A 19957-nucleotide genomic window follows, 5' to 3' on the forward strand; every position below is an offset into this window, starting at 1 on the left:
AATATAAGAAGAGGGCAGCATCAAGATGCTGCCTGATCATCTCCATTATCCGATTCCTGAGTTTCAGCTTCTATCACTTTTGATTCAGCAATCAGGACTTCGGCCAGTGTATCCGGATCTGGAGTCACTTCTTTCACGACAGCTTTATCTTTTTTCTTTTTCTTCTTTTTTTTCTTTTTCTTTGGCTCTTCTTCCAGCTCGGCACCATCTTCCAGCGCCTGCCAGTATTCCAGCTGTTCCATCACCGCGGCATAGATCGAGTTCTTGCTGTAGCGGCCTTTTTTGTCCATGGTGCCAACCGGACGTGCCATCAGGATTTCAAGGGCCTGATCAATGGTATCAATGGCATGGATATGAAACTGACCGGCTTCAACCGCAGCAATCACATCTTTACGCAACATTAGATGCTGCATGTTCTGGCGAGGAATAATCACACCTTGTTTGCCAGTCAAACCTTGCAGTTTGCAGGCATCGTAGAAGCCTTCGATCTTGGCATTTACACCACCAATGGGTTGTACCTGACCAAGCTGGTTCATGGAACCGGTAATTGCCCAGGACTGATCAATTGGTAATTGGCTAATCGCAGAGATCAACGCCGATAGTTCTGCGACAGTGGCACTGTCACCATCAACCTGACCATAGCTTTGTTCAAAGGCCAGTGCGGCAGAGAAGTGCAGCAATTGTTCACGGCCAAAATGTGCTTTCAAGAAGGAAGCCATCAACAATACGCCTTTGGCATGTAGTGAACCACCAAGTTCGACACTGCGTTCAATATCCAGAATGTCACCGCCGCCTTGATAGACTGAAGCCGTCAGGCGTGAAGGCAGACCAAATTCGACATCTGCATAATGAATCACGGAAAGGGCATTGATCTGACCCAAGCGATGACCACGGGTTTCAATCAACTGGGTACCGCGTTTCAGATCCTGCCAGTACAGCTCACGCAAATAGCCTAAGCGGTATTTGCGGTGATCCAGTGCCGTGTTGACATGTTTTTCTGACACCATCTTGTCACCTGCTTTATGCGCATGATGATGGGCTTCACGGATCAGGTCACCCAAAGTGAGGGCATGTAAGGACAATGAGCTTTGGTCTTCGGCCTGACGGCTGGAATCGGTCAGCAGGGCAGCCAGTGCACTACGGTCAAATGGCAGAAGTTTGTCGGCCTGCACATAATCCGCGATTAGCTGCATATAAGCCTGCTCATTTTCGTCATTACGTTGTAATGTATCTGTAAAGTCAGCGCGGATTTTAAAGATACTACCGAGCTCAGGTTCCAGCTCCAGAATCTCGTAATAAATTTCCGGTTCTGCCAGCAGCACGATCTTGATATCCAGTGGAATCGCCGCGGGTTCAATGGAGATACTGCCGGTCAGGGTCAGCATATGTTCTAGTGAAGACAGTTTCAACTGACCAGATTTAAGCGCACGTTTCAGACCTTGCCATGCGTATGGTTGTTCGAGTAGCTGTTCGGCTTCAATCATCAGGAAGCCGCCATTGGCTTTATGCATCGAACCGGGACGAATCAGGGTAAAGTCCGTGGTAATAGTACCGTTTTGGGTCAGCTGTTCCACATGACCGAGCAGGTTGTAATGGGTCGGGAAATCTTCAAAAATCACCGGTGCGCCGCTGTTCGGTTTATGGGTCACCAGCACATTGGCCTGATAACGTGCGGGAACACGGCTAAATAGGCCTGGCATAAAGTCATCTTCTTCCTGTTCCAGCACAATCTCGACATTGTTAATAATGTCTTCGGCATAGTGTTTTAGGTATTTATCCAGACCTTCGACATCTTTGTATTTCGCCAGAATCTGTTCCATGCGTGGCAATACGACCTGCTTGGCAATGTCACGATTCAGTACCTGTACCTTGTCACGAGCATCATCTTCCAGGTTTCCCAGATGCAGACCGAGACGTTCCAGCTTCTTATCCATATAACGGATATTGGCTGCAATTTCGGCACGATCTTTATTGCTTAGTGAATTCAGCTCGTCCTGGGTCATTTCCTGTAATTTGTTATCAATGACATGCACAGGGACGAAGCAGTGTTCATCATTGCGTGACACCAGTTTTAGGTCGTATTCTTCACCTTCACGAGTCAGTTCGATCAGTGCTTGTTGCTGTTCATCTCCCGTTTGCTGGCGGATGTTTTCAATGCGGTTGTGATAGGTTTCTGCAGTAAAGCGTCGTTCTAATTGTTTTAGAATAGTCTGCCAACTCTGGTGCAGCATAGTCTGGAATTTGGGACCTTGGCCGCTTGGAAATTTCAGGGCAATCGGTTGACGCTGGTTCTGGAAATTATTGACATAAACCCAGTCAGATGGTGTTGGCGCTTCCTTGGCATGTTGCTGCAGCAAACGTTTCACCATGGTGCGTTTGCCCAGACCGGCTGTGCCCACCGCAAAAATGTTATAGCCAGAATATGGCAGGGCAATACCAGCTTCGACTGAGGCACGCGCACGGTCCTGACCCAGGAAATTATTCAATGGCTTGATACGCTTGGTTGATGCCGGAATCGTATCCATGTTCGGAATACGGGTCAGTTCATTCGGTTTCAGGCGCGTCTGTTCTAAAGTAGGCTGTATTTCGCTTTGTTCAAATGCCGATTTTAATAATTCAGCTGGGTTTTCTAGTGGCGTTGTAGTCGTAATCGTGTTTGCTGTAATAGTTGAATGAATTTGATCGAGTCTTTGGGTCACTGTTTAAAGTCCAAAACGAAATGGTGCATGTATACGATTAAGGTATACAGGATTAACTGCAAAATTCAAGCCGACATATCGCTTTTGCTGTAAAAATAAATTAGCCTGAAACAGAAAACCGTAATTCTGGTTGAAAGATATTGTATTAAAGGATTGAATAGCACTACTGGAATTTTCTGGAAAATAATAAAGCAATGACAACACAAACAAGGGGCTGGAAATCCGCCTTTACAGCATTCCTGGATCGGCGTGCGCTGATCATGCTGTTTCTGGGTTTCTCAGCCGGTGTGCCAATTCTCCTGATCTTTTCAAGCCTGTCGCTATGGCTCGGAGAGGCGGGAATCAGTAAAAGTGCAGTGACTTTCTTTAGTTGGGCGGCATTGGGTTATTCTTTTAAATTTGTCTGGGCACCGCTCATTGACGAGTTGCCGGTACCATTCCTGACCAAAGCCTTGGGACGCCGTCGAGCCTGGCTGTTGATCGCCCAGATCCTGATTGTCTGTGCGATTTGTATCATGGCAATGTCAGATCCAGCTTTGGGACAATCGCATCTACAACAGATGGCGTTCGGTGCAGTCTTGCTCGGTTTCTCGGCAGCCACCCAGGATATCGTGATTGATGCCTATCGTATTGAGCTGGCCGAAACCCAGATGCAAACCGTACTGGCTTCGACCTATAACGCTGGCTATCGCATCGGGATGATCGTGGCTGGTGCAGGGGCACTGTTTCTCGCCGCTTATTTAGGTACCGCGAAAGGTAACTATATCTACGATGCCTGGAAGTGGACCTATCTTGCCATGGCGGCTGTGATGCTGGTGGGAATTATCACCACCTTGTCGATTCGTGAGCCACAAGTTAATCGGGTATATAAGGAATATGTCCGTAGTGATTATTTCCGTCTGATCGGCGTGTTCTTTGTCTCAGTGATCAGCTTTGTGCTGAGTTATGTTTACTCAGGCAATCTGGTCAGTATGGTCACCGAACAGCTAGCCATTACTGACACGTTTGCCTTGTTTGGGCTTGAGTCTTTACGTTTTATTGGTTCAGGTGCAGTGGCATTTGCCGTGGGTAGTACCCTGGTAAAAATGGGTGCCGTAAACCGGGAAATGGCCTATGAAACCTGGGTCAATCCGGTCGCGGACTTCTTTAAGCGCTATGGTCTGAAACTGGCACTGGTGTTGTTATTGTTAATCGGTTTTTACCGAGTTTCCGATATTATTGCTGGCGTCATTTCCAATGTGTTCTATCAGGACCTGAATTTTAGCAAGGAACAGATTGCTGAAGCGGTGAAAGTCTATGGCGTGATTTTCTCACTTTTAGGTGGTTTCCTTGGCGGTTTATTAGCCCAGAAGATGAACATCATGAAACTGATGTTTGTCGGTGCGATTCTGGCGAGTTCAACCAATCTGATTTTTATTGGTTTGGTCAAATCCGGTCAAAAGCTCAATCCAGTTGATGTACAGGTCGGGCGGCAGCATTATCAGGCTGAAACTGATGATGTCGGCTACTGGAAAGTGAGTGTTCCGGCTCAGGTACTGGCAACAGGAAAACAAATTCAGGTACAGGCATCGTATGCCAATGCTGCTGATGTAGATAATACAGTTCAGCTGAGCATGCCATATTTAATGCAAAAAACTGGCTATACCCAGCTGCATATTTTACCGATTACCAGTGACAACCAGCTGTATGCCAATGAAAATGGCAGCATTGTGGTGCGTGGTCAATACTTAGGTCAGCCATTAAACGACAAGCAAAAAATTATTTATGAACTGAATGATGAACGCTTTGATGCCCAGCTGGAAGATCAGGGGGTATTTACAGCAGCGATTCCGGCTGAGAAGCTGAAAAATGCACCAGCGCATCTGATCAGCGCAGTATTGATGAATGGTGATGTTGCACTGCAACAGGTTACACATGTCTATCAGACCAATGCTGCTGAGAAAAATGGCAAATCTCTGGATGTGGATATTCAGCCATTGGCAGCAGTCGATCCAGCAAATCCCAAAGATATCGAAATTAGCGGTAAGGTGATCAAGCCATATAGTAATGCCTGGCTATATTTTGCCATTATCGTGGATAACCTGGCAGCCGGTCTGGCCGGTGCTGCTTTTATTGCTTTCCTGTCCAGTCTAACCAGTGTGTCTTTTACCGCAGTTCAATATGCGATTTTTAGCTCATTGATGACCCTAACTCCTAAGATTTTAGGTGGATATTCAGGTACTATAGTGACCAATATCGGTTATCCGAACTTCTTCTTGATGACCACATTGATCGGGATTCCCATCCTGATTCTGGTGGTTTGGGTCGGAAAGCTGCTCGGTGAACACCAACAACAATCTAGCAATAAGGATGAATAATATGCGCATGCTGCATACCATGCTACGTGTAGGCAATCTGGAACGTTCTTTAGAGTTCTATACTGAAGTGCTTGGTATGACTTTACTTCGTAAGCGTGATTATGAAGAAGGTCGTTTCACATTGGCATTTGTTGGCTATGGCGATGAAGACAACAATACCGTGCTTGAGCTGACCCATAACTGGGATACAGAAAGGTATGACTTGGGTAATGGCTATGGTCATATTGCCATTGCGGTGGATAATGCCTATAAAGCGTGTGAAGAAATTAAAGCTCGTGGTGGTAAAGTCGTGCGTGAAGCTGGCCCAATGAAAGGTGGTGTCACTGTGATCGCCTTTGTAGAAGATCCAGACGGTTACAAGATCGAGCTGATCCAGCAAGACCACAACGCACGTAATAACTAAGTGACACGTGAATAATGCTGTAATGTTTATTTGGAGATATGATCTAAGATCATGAATTCAAGTGATCATTACAGTAATGAAATGCCCGGAATCTGTTAAGATAGCCGGGCATTTTTATATCAAACAATAAAATTCGAGGGATAAAGGCACATGCTTAAGCTGTTGGCATTGGACCGATTTACCGTACTGCTGTTTGTCATGGTGATACTTGCCAGCTTTGCTCCGGTGTCCGGACAGGCAGCGGAAATTTTCTCCACCATTACCACTGTGGCAATTGCAGTCCTATTCTTTCTGCATGGTGCTAAACTGTCCCGTGAAGCAGTGATTGAAGGTTTAATGCACTGGAAATTGCATACGCTAGTATTTGCTTTTACCTTTGCCTTGTTCCCGATTCTTGGGTTGCTTGCGAAACCCGTGTTGGTACCCATGTTAGGGCAGGAACTGTACTGGGGCTTCCTGTTTATGTGTTTCCTGCCATCTACGGTGCAGTCGTCAATTGCCTTTACTTCAGTAGCGCAGGGTAATGTCGCAGGTGCAGTTTGTAGTGCTTCTTTTTCCAATATTATCGGGATGTTTATTACCCCATTGTTGGTGGCATTTTTTATTCTGGGAAAATCCCAGCATGGCTTTGATCCAACCGCTTCGATTATCCAGATTACCTTATTGCTGCTAGTGCCATTTATCTTGGGGCAGATTCTGCGTCCATGGGTATTTCCGTACATGAAGAAAATGCCGAAGCTGGTGAAATTCTTTGACCAGAGCTCGATCTTGATGGTGGTGTATGGTGCCTTTAGTAGCGCTGTCGTGGCAGGCTTGTGGCATCAGGTCAGCTTATCGACTTTATTCTTATTAATCTTGGCTTGTTCCGTGTTATTAACCCTCGTAATGGTGCTGACGATTTTCGTGCCACGCTGGATGGGCTTTGATAAGTCGGATCAGAAAACCATTTTCTTTTGCGGTTCGAAAAAGACCTTAGCCAGTGGCGTACCGATGGCGCAGATTCTTTTTATCGGTCAGCCATTGGGCATGATCGTTCTGCCAATCATGATCTTTCACCAGATCCAGCTGATGGTGTGTGGCATTATTGCCAATATGTGGTCGAAACAGATTGAAATCAAAAGCGAAGAATAATTCGCTTCTTGACATTGTTTCACGTATAATACTGCCCAACTTGTTGTGCTTAGCTCTGACGGAATCGTCTCGGTGGGCCAAAAGAATGGTCTGTTATGGTGTTGATCTGCTGAAGCTTCGGTTTTAGCCTTCCTCAGTAGTCTGAGAGTGATCAATTGCGATGACAGCAAAACCTTCTTGATCTTTATGGAGAATCGACCATGCGCGCCGATATTCACCCAAAATATGAAAAACTAGTTGCTACTTGTTCATGTGGTAACGTGATCGAAACTCGTTCAGCTGTTGGTAAAGAAACTCTTTACCTAGACGTATGTTCAGCTTGCCACCCATTCTACACTGGTAAGCAAAAGAACGTTGACACTGGCGGTCGTATCGACAAGTTCAAACAACGTTTTGCTGGTATGTCACGTTCTATCAAACGTTAATACCCAAAATGAAAAAACGGGCAATATGCCCGTTTTTTTGTGTCTGAAATTTGGCTCTTTAATTACCAAACTTCAGGCCCGGTACAGGAGCTTAACGCTCCTGTACATCAATCAGATGATCGAGTTTTTTCTGGAAGTAATCGCCCTGGATAAAGCGGGCATCGACATTCCATGCATTGGCAAATGAGGTCATATCATTTAGTTCACGCAGCAATACATTGACTGGCTTGATTTCCAGGAAGCCAGAAATTTTTTCCTGCAGTTCTTCAGTTTTGGTATTCAGTTTTGTAGCCAGCTCAGGATGGATGGTCACCATATTGGTATCCATCTCACGCAGCAGGATTTCACTGTACATTGAATGACCAAATTCACGAATCGAGATTTCCGCGCCATGATCACGCAAGATGCGGAGGTATTTCTGTGCATCTTCACGATTTAGCAAGATATCTTCTTCAGCAAATTGCAGGGTCAGTGGATGCTGCAGTTTACTGCGAATAATCGTAATCAACTTGGAAATAAATTCAGGGAAGGTACGGTCTTTAAACAGTACTGCACGGTTTAGATTGACGATCAGACGTGCATCTGGATACTGGGTAATGAAGTTGTGCAACTGTTTGCAGGACTCAACCAGAATCCAGCGATCCAGCTTGATGGATAGCTCATCCTCCTCATTCAGTTCCAGAATCTTGGAAATATCCTGCCATTTGTTTTCAAAGATAAAACCGCTGGTCACTTCATATGTGTACAGGTTGGTATCTTCTTTGTCGTACAGTTGCTGGTATTTCAGATGAATCTCGCCACGCTCCAGACATTGACGCAGGGCATGCAGGATGGAACCTGGCATGGCCACTGGTGCAGCGGTTGCTGCCGGGCTGACTGGGGGAATTGTGGCAGCAGGTGCAGGCGTTGGAGCTTTTTCAGGCGTTGGAGTTTCTGCAGGTGCTGCAGCCAAAGTAGCTGAACCAGCGATACTGAATTCCAGACTTGGAGCTGCTTCAGTTTTCGCCAAAGTTTCTGCCGGAATATCCAGCACGAATTCAGAGGATTGCTGTTGAACGGGTAATGGCGTTGAGAAGGCGCGGGCAATTGATTGCTCTAACTGAGCTTCCTCAAGCTTCGCATCAATTTTGCTATGACCGATACGTAAATTAAATGAATAGTCCTGCTGATTCACCTGAATTAACTGAGGTTTGCTCAGGGAGGCCAATCCAACCAGTTTAGATTCCAGAATTTCCTGTGAATCCGCCTGAATCACGCCAACCAGTACATCATGTTCCAGTTTAAATAATGGAATACGGGTCTGTTCTTTTAGGAAAGCTTCAATATTATTGAAGTAACCCATATAAGTTTCCCAATCGGCATTGAGAATACGTGGTTCATACGCTGCAAAAGAGAAGGTGATGAGAGCATTAGCTGCAGCCGGCTCACGTGTGAGCTCGCGTTTCAATAGCTGTAACGGGTTTGGCTTGCTAGGCGATTTTTCAGCAGAGGCGCTGCTTTGTGCATTGGCTGAATCAATGGTCAGCTGCAGTGCATCTTCTTCACTGGTAGAGGCTAAAAATTCCAGTTTCAACGGATTGGCTGCGGCAACACTTGGATTATTAGAGTGAATTTCGAAACCACCCAGCTCAAACTGGCCTTGAGAAATCTTTTTAAAACGGGTTTTAAACTCGTTTAGTTCTTCAGGTTGTAGTAAGTCCAGTAGAGGCAAGCCGATAATTTCGTCTTCAGATTTCAGGCCGAATAATTTCAGGTAGTCGTCATTGGCCTGAATATGAATCCCTTCCTGAATGGTCGCGACCGCTTTATTGCTGTCTTCAACCAAAGATTGGGCCTGGATTTGTACGGTTTCCAGTTCTTCCAGCAAATGCTGCTGAGTCTGATTCATGCGGCTAAAGGACAGGGCACGCACCAGTCCGACATAGAAACGATCCGGGTAATCCAGATTCAGGATGTCATAGATACCTTTACGGATGTAATCCGCGTATTGCTCTGGCTGATAATCTTCGGGTTTCAGCAGAATCATTGGCAGATCCGGTTGTTTGGACAGCCTTACGATGCTTAACGCCTGTTCATATTTCAGATCATAGGCGCGACCGAAAATGATCAGATCCCAGTTGAAGTTCAACTGTTTTTCAAAATTCTGCAGGTCATCCAGCAGTACGGCATCGACCTGATATTCATTCCCCGTTAATAGATCACGAATCTGGTTAAAACGAATCTGGTTGTCATCAATAATCAGCAAACGTGTCTCGGTACGTTTTAACTTCTTGGACAATAATGGATTTCTCACTTCAATGCTTCCCATAAATCGTGATTATTGATTTCATTCATCTGCTTATGAATAAAGTTCTTAATGATCTGTTCTTCTTGATCGTTCAATAATTCGTATTCAAAACGAATAAAGCTTTGCGTGATCAGCTGTGCTTTGGTCAGATAAATCTTCATTTCATGGCCATCCACACGCAGGTGAATGGTCTGTTTTTCCCGGTAATTCTGTACACCTGATACGATAATGCTATTCGAGATCTGATCCAGCTGCGTGGTTTGTACCAGTAAGGCCGGCTGGTAATTTTTGACATTACGGTCAGTCCGTGCATAGACCGCGCATGGGAACATGTCATGGGCCAGAATTTCCAGGCCCAGCTCCAGACTCTTTTCAGTCGACTGCTTGATCCAGCGCACCACACCACCGCGCCATTGGCTTTGGGCATTTTCCTGTACCAGAATGAATTCACCGGTTTTTAAATTGGGTGGGGTGAATCCCGTCCATTTAATCCGGTAACCATTCACGCTGATATCCAGCACTTCCGCATGATAAATTTGCTTGGCTTCGCGATCTAGTGCTTTTAAATGCCCTAAGCCACCCGCTACAGGGCTTTCAGTTGAGCTAACCATATTGCTTTCATTCTGGAAGCGGAAACTGCCATCAATATCCAGGGTTTCCTGGAAGTTCTTGCCTTTAGACAGATAGAAGTGGGCAACTGACAGACCGAAGCAGATATTGATATGCGCTGAATATTCATAACGCTCATGACGACGTTCCATGGTCGTCGTCAGCAGGTTATAGATATGGAAATGTAGTGCCGGGGTCAGGAACAGTTTTTCATTGCGTGACAGATACTGGGCATTTTTAGTTTGTGTACCCGCCAGATGTTCCATCAGGCTCTGGGTAGCAATATAAATGCTTGGTTTGAAATGATCAGCCAGACGTGAGTTATAAACTGGTGGGAGGTCCTTGCTGCTATCTACCACGTAACGGGACAGCGTGGTTTCTTTTGGCAGAATCTGCACCAGTTTTGCCCAGTCAAAGCTGCATAGGTACAAGCCCTGAATTTCTGCCGGACGAATCTGGTGAGTATTGAAAATATCCAGCAGGATCAGTTGTGTATAAGCCTGCGCAATATTTTGTAGCTCATGCTGGGTACCCAAGACCTGATTGATATTGGTCTGGTGGAAGTTGTTCTGCATCGCAATTTCGAGCAGTTGATGTGCAGCCAGCCATTGGCCCAATACCGGTTTGCCATAGAGCATGTGCTGTTGATACAGCAGCAGGCTGAGTTGTTGCAGGGCATAGTAAATCGACACCATCCGCGCCGTGGTCAGACTTTTTTTACGGCCCATTTTAAACAGCGAAAAACTGCTGTTATTCAGTTCATGGTCACAGCGTTTGGCAATGTCGATATAGGCCTTGGCAAAATGACTGCGTAGCAGCATCGCCAGTTCAATGATCTGGTCATTGCGATCCGTGGTAATCAGTCCTTGATTGATGAAGTGTTTTTCCAGACTGGTCAGGACATTTTCTAATGTTGGGTGTAGTGCCTGAATCAGGTCAAAACGTAAGGTTTCCGAGCACTTCAGTTCAGATATTTCCAGCAGTGCATTGAAGAGTGCTTTAGAAGAGTTACCTAGTTGCAGGATTGAAATTCCGGACACCCATTCCTGCAAAGCTTTCACATTAGATGGGCAAAAACTCAGTTGATCCAGTTTAAGTTCCGTCGGTATCTGAAAAATATCTGAAGGATGTGTACTCATTTATTATTTAACTCAAAATGTTGAAACCCCAAAAAGCGGTGTCTTATTTTTTTCGCCCGCAATTTCCCGAACAAGTTTAGGAACCAAATACCCCGGTAGGCTCGCTAAAACTTCAGTATAAATCTCGTTAATTCGTTCAGGTGACAAATCAAAATGATGCGCCCCTTTTACTTTATCAAGTACATGTAAATAATACGGCATCACCCCAGCGTCGAACAAACGGTAGCTTAAATCGACCAGAACAGGCGCAGCGTCATTCACCCCTTTGAGTAACACGGCCTGATTGAGCACAGTAATTTGTTGCTGCACCAACTGATGCAGTTTGCTACAGGTGAAATCATCCAGCTCTGATGCGTGATTTGAGTGTACCACTAGAATTATACGTAGCCTACTGTTTTTTAATATGCTTGTCAGCTCTTCATCGATCCGGTTGGGAATCACGATTGGCACACGTGAATGTATTCTTAAGAATTTCAGCTGTGGTAATGATTCTAAACGCTCAATCCAGAGTTGAAGTTTACGGTTGGAAAGGGTCAGTGGATCGCCACCACTGAGAATCACTTCATTAATATCGGGCTGGCTTTCGAGATAATTCCGGATGTTTTCCCAGTCTTCATTCTTCGGTAAATTTGCTTGATAAGGAAAGTGACGTCTAAAGCAATATCGGCAATGCACCGCACAGGCACCGGTTAAGGTCAGTAGGAAACGTGACTTATATTTATGTAGGACACCCGGCTGCTGATTGGCCTGTTCTTCGCCTAGTGGATCGGTGACGAAATCAGGATGATCTTCCAGTTCCAGATGATGCGGCAGCACTTGTAATAAGAGTGGATCCAAAGGGTTGCCTGGCTGCATTTTGCTTACAAAGGCACGTGGCACACGCAGCTTGAACTGTTCTGAAGCCAGTAATGCCCCAGAAAGCAACTGCTCAGGCGAAAGCTGCAGTTGCTGTAATAATTCCTGCGGATCGGTGATCAAGTCACTGAGTTGTGATTGCCAGTGTTGTTCCTGAAAAAGAAGGTCAGTCATGTAAAAGAATAAATGGAATCAGTTAAAAGCATCTGCTCGGATGCGCGTAGTTTAACAGTTTGTCTATAGTAAAAAGCCAGCCAGATTGGATAAAGTTTGAAAGATCAGCATACTGGGTGAAGCTAGAAATCACATCTTCATGTGAATGTCTGGAAGAGCAGGATAAAGCATGCCGAATGATATCTGACTGTAACTTAGACAGTGAAGCGCTGTTAAATAGGAATTTTTCATTGCGACATAGTGTATTGGTCATTTAGAATACGCAGCATCAAATGAATGTGCATGTGGCATTCCATGTTCGTGTCAGACTTGCTAAATGACATTGCAACAGCCCATAGCATTGATAGACTAAAGTTAGTAAGTTTGGAGTGCGCCAGTCATGGCCTATTATTCTACGAATGAGTTCAAGTCAGGCCTTAAGGTTATGCTTGACGGTAACCCATGTTCAATCATGGAAAATGAATACGTAAAACCAGGTAAAGGCCAAGCTTTTAACCGTGTTAAATTACGTAACCTGAAAACTGGTAAAGTTTTAGAAAAAACATTTAAATCTGGTGACACATTAGAAGCAGCTGACATCGTAGAAGTAGAAATGAACTACTTGTACAATGACGGCGAAATGTGGAACTTCATGGATCCTGTATCATTTGAACAGATCGCTGCAGACAAAGTAGCCATGGGCGATGCTGCAAAATGGTTAAAAGATGATTCAAATGAACTTTGTACAATTATGCTTTGGAACGGTGTTCCACTGTCAGTAAGTGCTCCAAACTTCGTTGTACTGAAAATCGTTGAAACTGATCCAGGCGTTCGTGGTGATACTTCTGGCGGTGGCGGTAAACCAGCAAAACTGGAAACAGGTGCTGTGGTACGTGTTCCATTGTTCGTTCAACAAGACGAAAGCGTTCGTGTAGACACCCGTACTGGTGAATATTTAGAGCGTGCATAATGGTCTAAAAATAGACTATGATCGAAAGGGATGATGAATAATCATCCCTTTTTTAATGCCTATACATCCAAAGTCTTAGAGGCAGTCAAGAAGAACAAGCGTAAAGTCGCAAGGGAAAACAGCAGTACCTCGAACAACAAGAATCGCGCTGATTTAATGCAACAAAATATGAGGGATTGAATGGAAACTCTACAAGCGAAGTCAAGCATGACTTCGAAAATCATGTGGCTCATCATAGCCATTGTCGGAGCAGTATCCTTTGGGATTCTTGCGCTCAATCGTGGTGAGCATGTCAATGCAGTCTGGCTAGTCTTGGCCGCTGCCTGTATCTACAGCATCGCTTACCGTTTTTACAGTTTATTTATTGCGGACAAGGTATTTGGACTGAATGCCAGTCGCCTGACGCCAGCACATCGTTTAAATGACGGTCTGGATTATGTCCCAACCAATAAAGGTGTTCTTTTCGGTCATCACTTTGCTGCAATTGCCGGTGCAGGTCCTTTGGTTGGGCCAATCCTTGCAGCGCAGATGGGTTATCTGCCAGGCACGATCTGGCTGTTGGTCGGTGTGGTATTGGCCGGTGCAGTACAGGACTTCCTGGTACTATTTATCTCAACCCGCCGTGATGGTCGTTCACTCGGTGAGATGGCAAAACAAGAGCTCGGTACTTTTGCCGGAATCGTAGTGATGCTTGGTGCTCTCGGCGTGATGATCATCATTCTGGCGGTCTTGGCACTAGTTGTCGTGAAAGCATTGACCAACAGTCCATGGGGCGTGTTCAGTATTGCTGCGACGATTCCGATTGCACTGTTTATGGGTATCTACATGCGTTTTATCCGTCCGGGACGCATTGCAGAAGTTTCTATTATTGGTTTTGTGTTAATGATGCTCGGCATTATCTATGGTGAAAACATCGCGCAACACCCATACTGGGGGCCATTCTTTACCCTGACAGGTACCGAACTGACCTGGGCGCTGATCATTTATGGTTTTATCGCTTCTGTACTCCCAGTCTGGTTGCTGCTTGCACCGCGTGACTATTTATCCACTTTCCTGAAAATTGGTGTCATTGTTGGTCTGGCCATCGGGATCCTGTTTGCAATGCCAGAAATGAAGCTGCCAGCATTTACCAAATTTGTGGATGGTACTGGTCCAGTCTTTGCCGGTTCACTGTTCCCATTCCTGTTTATTACCATTGCCTGTGGTGCAATTTCTGGTTTCCACGCATTGGTATCTTCAGGAACCACCCCGAAACTGGTCAACAACGAACTTGATATCCGTATGATTGGTTATGGCGGCATGTTGATGGAATCCTTTGTTGCGATTATGGCGCTGATCTGTGCGGCGATTCTGGATCCAGGTGTGTATTTTGCGATTAATTCGCCAGCTGCATTATTGGGTACGACGGTAGATACCGCAGCAGAAGCGGTGCGTAACCTTGGTTTTGTGGTGACTCCAGAAGCATTAACTGTATTGGCTCAGGAAGTGGGGGAGAATTCAATCCTCTCTCGTACCGGTGGTGCACCAACGTTTGCGATCGGTATGGCGCATATCATTACCGAAATCTTTAATAGTCGTGAAATGATGGCCTTCTGGTATCACTTCGCGATTCTGTTTGAAGCACTGTTCATTCTGACTGCGGTAGATGCCGGTACCCGTGCTTGCCGTTTTATGGTTCAGGATACCGTGGGTATCGTGATTCCAGCGGTAAAACATTCTTCTAGTTTTATTGGTAACCTGATTGGGACTGCAGTGGCCGTAGCCGGTTGGGGCTTCTTCGTGTATCAGGGCGTAGTCGATCCACTCGGCGGTATTAATAGCTTGTGGCCACTCTTCGGTATCGGTAACCAGATTCTGGCAGCAATGGCACTGATTCTGGGTACCGTGATCCTGTTCAAGATGAAGAAAGAGAAATACGTGTGGGTGACTGTGTTACCAACCGCATTCCTGTTCGTGACCTCCATGACTGCAGGCTGGCAGAAGATTTTCCATGAAAATCCAAAAATTGGTTTCCTGGCACAGGCTGAGCGTTTCAATAATGCGATTGCCAATAATGAAATTCTGGCGCCTGCAAAAACGTTGGCAGAGATGCAGACAGTGGCGATGGCGAATCAGATCAATGCTGGCTTGTGTGCTTTCTTTATGATCGTGGCTTTTGTGATGCTGTTTGCGGCATTTGGCATAATTCGCCGTGCGCTGGCAAGTCCTGAGCCAACGGTACATGAATCCCCAGCAGTTTACCGTGATCCAGCGGAAATCAAGCCGACTGCACATCACTAAGGAGAAGGCGATGAATCTGAAATTTGTTAAAAGCGGAAAAACTGTGATCTATAAGATCATCAAAATGACCGTGATGTCGCAAAAGGATCTGATCCTGAATCCGAAGAATTGGTCACGCATTGCAACGTTATGGCAACGTCTGCAGCAGAGTTTCCGTTTGATGGTCGGTGTGCCGGATTACCAGAATTATCTGGCGCACATGAAACAGCACCATCCGGATCTGGAGGTGATGGATGCTAAAACCTTTTACCGTTACTGTGTAGATACTCGGTATCCATCTGCTGGCGGTGGCATGAAGAAATGTCCATGTTAATGGATCAGTAAAAAAGAGCGCCTTTCGGGGCGCTTTCTTTATGGTTGAAAATAAGAAGGGATGACTAGATTTAGTTTTAGGCTTCCGAGAGGGGAATGTAAAAGAATCGTGAATGAATTTAAGATAGAGTAATTTATTAATAGACTATTAAGGTATTGGTTTTATACCTTGAATTGCATGAATCAATTTGAGAAAAAACTAGCCAATTTTCCTGTGATCAATTTAAAGACTTGGTTTCTTAGATACAGGGCTTGCCTTTATAAGTATTCTAGAGATTTATCTTTCTGGATTGAGATTTAAAACAAACTAGATTTTATTTGAAATTTTGGCAGATTGATCCAGCAATCCAGTGTAAAGATATATTATTGCACTTCTGTCTATCCTGAAAACCGTGTATGTTAATCTCAAATAACTAATTTATATAGGAAAAAGTGATGTGGGGCATAAAGCAGAAAGCCAATCATGACATCGTACACATAACGGCTCAGCTGGAACAACAAATTGCCAGCTATACCCCCCATATTCAGAAGTTTCTTGAAGAAGTCAATGCAATTGTGCTGGATAAGCAGGCACAGACCAAACTGGCCTTATGCTGTCTGATTGCTGGTGGGCATGTGCTGTTTGAAGACTTGCCCGGACTTGGTAAAACCACTTTGGCCAGCAGCCTGGCGCACCTTGCTGGTCTGAAGTTTCAGCGGATTCAATTTACCAATGACATGCTGGCCAGCGATGTGATTGGGATCAACATGTTTAACCAGAAAGAACATCAATTTGAATTTAAGCAGGGACCAATTTTTACACAGATTCTGTTGGCCGATGAAATTAACCGTTGCAGTCCGAAAACCCAGAGTGCCTTACTGGAAGCCATGGAAGAAGGTTTTGTGACTGTGGATGGTATGCGTTATGCCTTGCCCCAGCCATTCTGGGTGATTGCGACACAAAACCCGTTATTTCAAAGTGGTACCTATGCCTTGCCAGAATCACAACTGGACCGTTTTCTGATGCGTTTATCATTGGGTTATCCATCGCGCCAGGCTGAGAAATTGCTGTTGCAACAGGAATCGCGTTTTGCCTTGATTGCCACTTTGGAAAATGTCTTTAGTGAAGACCAGATTTTGGAGCTACAAAGTCTGGTACAGCAGGTACATATTAGTGATCTGGTGCAGGAATATCTGCTGGATCTTGCAGCGGAAACCCGTAAAAATCGTTATGGCTTATCAACGCGTGGTTTACTGGCATTGAAACGCGCTGCACAGGCGTATGCTTTGATTGAAGGTCGTGCCTTCGTAACGCCGGATGATGTACAGGCTGTGTTTGTCGCCGTATCTTCACATCGTTTGGGTTTAAGTGAAGCTGAAACACAGAATGTGATGCAGCAGGTCGCAGTGAGTTAGGCCTGATGTTGGGAAAGTATTGGCAGAGCTGGCTCAGTAAGCGTTTTCAGTTTAGGAAGCAGAAACAGCTGACGCAGCGTGATGTGTTGGTCTTTATTTACCAGCAGGGCTATCTCTATCTGGTACTGATCCTGATCACTTTCGTTGCTGGTGTGAATTATGCCAATAACCTGATTCTGGGTTTCTGCTTTCTGATCAGTGCAGTGCTGTGTATCAGTTTTTATCTGACTTTTAAGCAGCTGCATGGTTTAACGATTGAAATTGTTGCCGATGAAGTCGGGCAGGTTGGACAAGATTTACAGCTGCATTTTTATTTTCATCAGGCGATTACCCAGTCAAGGTATCTTTATCTAAAGGCGGGTGAGCAGTTGCATAAAGTGCTCATCAACCAGAATAAGCAACATTTCACCATTCCATTTTATGCGGCTCAGCGTGGCAAGTTCGAATTTCCAGTGATTCAGATCTATTCCTTATATCCATTTGGATTGGTTCGGGCCTGGTCTTATCTTTACCACCAGCATAGCAGCTGGATTGCACCCAAAGCAGAGTACTCATCCGTTGAAAATAAACATGTCCAGCAGCAGTTTGAACCGGATCTGGATGAGTTTCGGGAATTGAGGAGTTATCAGGTAGGCGAGTCTTTACATGCCGTGTCCTGGAAGCAGGTGGCACGTGGTCAGGGACTCTATACTAAGGTATTTGAGCAATACCAGAATCAGGACAATCAACTGGAAATCCACTACAGCCATATGCCGAGCCAGTCACATGAAGAAAAACTGCAATTGATGATGGGACTGGTGGAACAATGCGAGCATCAGCAACTGGCGTATAGTCTGCATTTACCCCACAGTCAATTGGATCGAGGTACTGGCAATGAACAGCTGCATCAGGCCAAACTCTTGCTGGCACAGGCTTAGGAAATAATCATGATGACGGCCAGCATTCGTACTGCGATTTTACTCAGCCTGAGCCTGATTCTGGCTGTGCAGGTCAGTTATTTACCTATCGGGCTTAGTGCTATTTTTACCTTGATGCTGGTCTTGCTCTGGCTGAATTTTAGAAAGCAAACTATTTTGTCTAAAACCTGGGTACTGTTACTGACGGTTGTAGCACTGGCAGTCATTTATTTTAGTTATCAAAGTTTTCTGGGGATTGATGCGGGTGTTTCTGTTCTGTCTACCTTCTTATTTGCCAAGGCTTTTGAAACCAAGACCAAGCGTGACCTGATTATCCTGTTTAATTTTGCCCTGTTTGTGACGGCAAGCAGTTTCCTGTTTAGCCAGTCTTTTATTATGACCTTTGGTATTTTATTATGTCTGCTCAGCTGTCTGATTGGACTGTATCGGGTGCAGACCAGTGAATTCGAACCCGATGCGCAGGCCCAGGAACGTGCCTTAAGGCAGGATGCCAAGCATGTGGGGAGGTTTATCCTGTATGCATTGCCATTTTTTATCTTGCTGTTCATCTTTTTTCCACGTCTGCCGCCAATGTGGCATATACCGATTCCGGAAAAGAAAGGGGTGACTGGGATTAGTGATCGTATGTCTCCTGGTGATATTGCTGAGCTTTCGCAGTCCAGTGCACTAGCATTCCGGATTATTGGTGATGTCAGCAAACTGCCGCCACGTTCAGAATTGTATTGGCGGGCTTTGGTATTGGATGAATATGATGGGCAAGCCTGGACCAGCAGTGCAGTCAATCAGCAGCCACAATTTCGCTCCCAGCCGGATGTGAATCCTTTACCTGCGGGATGGGATTATCAGTATTTAGCTTCAGATCCATCCGTGCTTTGGGTGATGGGGCTGGAACAATCAATCCCGTTAGAGCACCGTTATTACAGCCGTTATGACTGGGGGATCGTTCCTCGCCGTTTGACGCAGCGTATGGAGCCGATTCATTTACGTTGGGTAGGTACACAGGTAGAGCAACCATTCTTACATTCCAATTTTTTACAGCAGTTGAATACGCGGACACCAACGCAATTTGATCCAAAAACCCAGGCATTGGCTACCCGTTTAGCCAAACAGAGTGATAGTCCACAGCGCTATATCCAGAATGTGCTGAACTGGTATCGACAGAACCAGTTTGTCTATACCTTGACCCCGGGAACCTTAGGTCAAAACCGTGTTGATGAGTTTTTGTTCCAGACCCGCCGTGGTTTTTGTGAACATTTTGCCTCAAGTTTTGTGATGTTGATGCGTTACGCTGGTATTCCTGCACGGGTCGTCACAGGCTATCAGGGCGGTTCATTGGCCCCGGATGGTAAAAGCTGGGAAGTGCGGCAGATGGATGCACATGCCTGGACCGAAGTCTGGGTCAATAACCAGTGGCAGCGGATAGACCCGACAGCCATGATTGCTCCACAACGGATTGATGAAGGGATGCAACATGTAATTTCTCAGGATGAGGCCGTGTTAGGGGAAGGCAAATGGGCAGCGCATTATCAAATGCTGACCAAACTGCGTATCTGGAGTGACTATGCCAGCTATCAATGGCAAAGCAAAGTGGTGGGCTATAATGCAGAATCACAGCGTAGCTGGATGTCTAAGTTGGGACTCAACTCTGCTTATGCAGCCGTTTGGATTCTGATAGCAAGTATTCTGCTTCTGCTGATCAGTTATTTTCTCTGGATTTATCTGCGAAATAAACAACAACGATCTCCATTTGAGCATGCAATTTCTAGTCTGGAAAAATCATTGAGTAAACACTTACATCGACAATCAGCTGAAACCTTTAGGCATTGGATGCAACGTTTATCTACTGAGACAGATATAAAACAGAGTATGGTTTTTCAGCAAGCGGTGAATATTTATGAAAGAAATCAGTATGCGGATCAATCCATGGATTCAAAAGATATTAGTGAATTCAATGATTTGCTTAAAAAATGTGCATATATTATTAAAAGTCAAGGAAAAAACTTGTCTTCACTTTGAAAAGTTTAT

14 protein-coding genes are annotated in these 19957 nt (G+C 45.2%); 10 read left to right on the top strand and 4 right to left on the bottom strand.

Annotated features, from left to right (window positions below; translation table 11 throughout):
• Positions 1-20 precede the first annotated feature (20 nt).
• Complete coding sequence (locus ABEF84_RS05650) at positions 21-2699, bottom strand: Lon protease family protein (protein WP_034588565.1); 2679 nt, start codon at positions 2697-2699, stop codon at positions 21-23.
• A gap of 194 nt (positions 2700-2893) precedes the next feature.
• On the opposite strand from ABEF84_RS05650, the gene ABEF84_RS05655 reads away from it, so the two are divergent.
• From ABEF84_RS05655 to rpmE, 4 genes are all read left to right on the top strand, one after another.
• Positions 2894-5056: an AmpG family muropeptide MFS transporter gene (locus ABEF84_RS05655; RefSeq protein ID WP_034588568.1), complete on the top strand. Its 2163-nt coding sequence runs from the start codon at positions 2894-2896 to the stop codon at positions 5054-5056.
• Between the two features lies 1 nt (position 5057).
• Positions 5058-5459: a lactoylglutathione lyase gene (gloA, locus tag ABEF84_RS05660; RefSeq protein WP_034588571.1), complete on the top strand. Its 402-nt coding sequence runs from the start codon at positions 5058-5060 to the stop codon at positions 5457-5459.
• Between the two features lie 150 nt (positions 5460-5609).
• Positions 5610-6590: a bile acid:sodium symporter family protein gene (locus tag ABEF84_RS05665; protein WP_034588574.1), complete on the top strand. Its 981-nt coding sequence runs from the start codon at positions 5610-5612 to the stop codon at positions 6588-6590.
• Between the two features lie 200 nt (positions 6591-6790).
• Positions 6791-7015: a 50S ribosomal protein L31 gene (gene rpmE, locus ABEF84_RS05670; RefSeq protein ID WP_004971624.1), complete on the top strand. Its 225-nt coding sequence runs from the start codon at positions 6791-6793 to the stop codon at positions 7013-7015.
• A gap of 91 nt (positions 7016-7106) precedes the next feature.
• On the opposite strand, the gene ABEF84_RS05675 is transcribed toward rpmE, so the two are convergent.
• The 3 genes from ABEF84_RS05675 to epmB are packed head-to-tail and all read right to left on the bottom strand — an operon-like array spanning position 7107 to position 12079.
• Complete coding sequence (locus ABEF84_RS05675) at positions 7107-9323, bottom strand: EAL domain-containing protein (RefSeq protein WP_347453814.1); 2217 nt, start codon at positions 9321-9323, stop codon at positions 7107-7109.
• Positions 9305-11050 (bottom strand): GTPase, encoded by a 1746-nt coding sequence (locus ABEF84_RS05680; RefSeq protein WP_347473792.1) that lies wholly within the window; start codon positions 11048-11050, stop codon positions 9305-9307. Before ABEF84_RS05680 ends, ABEF84_RS05675 begins: the two co-directional genes overlap by 19 nt.
• A gap of 12 nt (positions 11051-11062) precedes the next feature.
• A complete protein-coding gene (epmB, locus tag ABEF84_RS05685; protein WP_347453816.1) occupies positions 11063-12079 on the bottom strand; it encodes an EF-P beta-lysylation protein EpmB in 1017 nt (338 codons plus the stop codon).
• A gap of 379 nt (positions 12080-12458) precedes the next feature.
• On the opposite strand from epmB, the gene efp reads away from it, so the two are divergent.
• The 6 genes from efp to ABEF84_RS05715 all read left to right on the top strand — a co-directional run bounded on the left by efp (position 12459) and on the right by ABEF84_RS05715 (position 19948).
• Complete coding sequence (gene efp, locus ABEF84_RS05690) at positions 12459-13028, top strand: elongation factor P (protein ID WP_034588585.1); 570 nt, start codon at positions 12459-12461, stop codon at positions 13026-13028.
• Between the two features lie 180 nt (positions 13029-13208).
• On the top strand, positions 13209-15308 hold the full coding sequence (locus ABEF84_RS05695) for a carbon starvation CstA family protein (RefSeq protein WP_347455634.1): 2100 nt from the start codon (positions 13209-13211) through the stop codon (positions 15306-15308).
• Between the two features lie 10 nt (positions 15309-15318).
• Positions 15319-15621, top strand: a complete 303-nt coding sequence (locus tag ABEF84_RS05700; RefSeq protein ID WP_347453818.1) for a YbdD/YjiX family protein — start codon at positions 15319-15321, stop codon at positions 15619-15621.
• A 434-nt stretch (positions 15622-16055) separates the two neighbouring features.
• Complete coding sequence (locus tag ABEF84_RS05705; protein WP_347453819.1) at positions 16056-17015, top strand: MoxR family ATPase; 960 nt, start codon at positions 16056-16058, stop codon at positions 17013-17015.
• Between the two features lie 8 nt (positions 17016-17023).
• Positions 17024-17932: a DUF58 domain-containing protein gene (locus tag ABEF84_RS05710; RefSeq protein WP_347454146.1), complete on the top strand. Its 909-nt coding sequence runs from the start codon at positions 17024-17026 to the stop codon at positions 17930-17932.
• A 9-nt stretch (positions 17933-17941) separates the two neighbouring features.
• Positions 17942-19948 (top strand): DUF3488 and transglutaminase-like domain-containing protein, encoded by a 2007-nt coding sequence (locus ABEF84_RS05715; RefSeq protein WP_347473793.1) that lies wholly within the window; start codon positions 17942-17944, stop codon positions 19946-19948.
• The last annotated feature ends 9 nt before the right edge of the window (positions 19949-19957 follow it).

The organism is Acinetobacter sp. ANC 7912 (assembly GCF_039862785.1).
Taxonomy (GTDB): Bacteria; Pseudomonadota; Gammaproteobacteria; order Pseudomonadales; family Moraxellaceae; genus Acinetobacter; species Acinetobacter thermotolerans.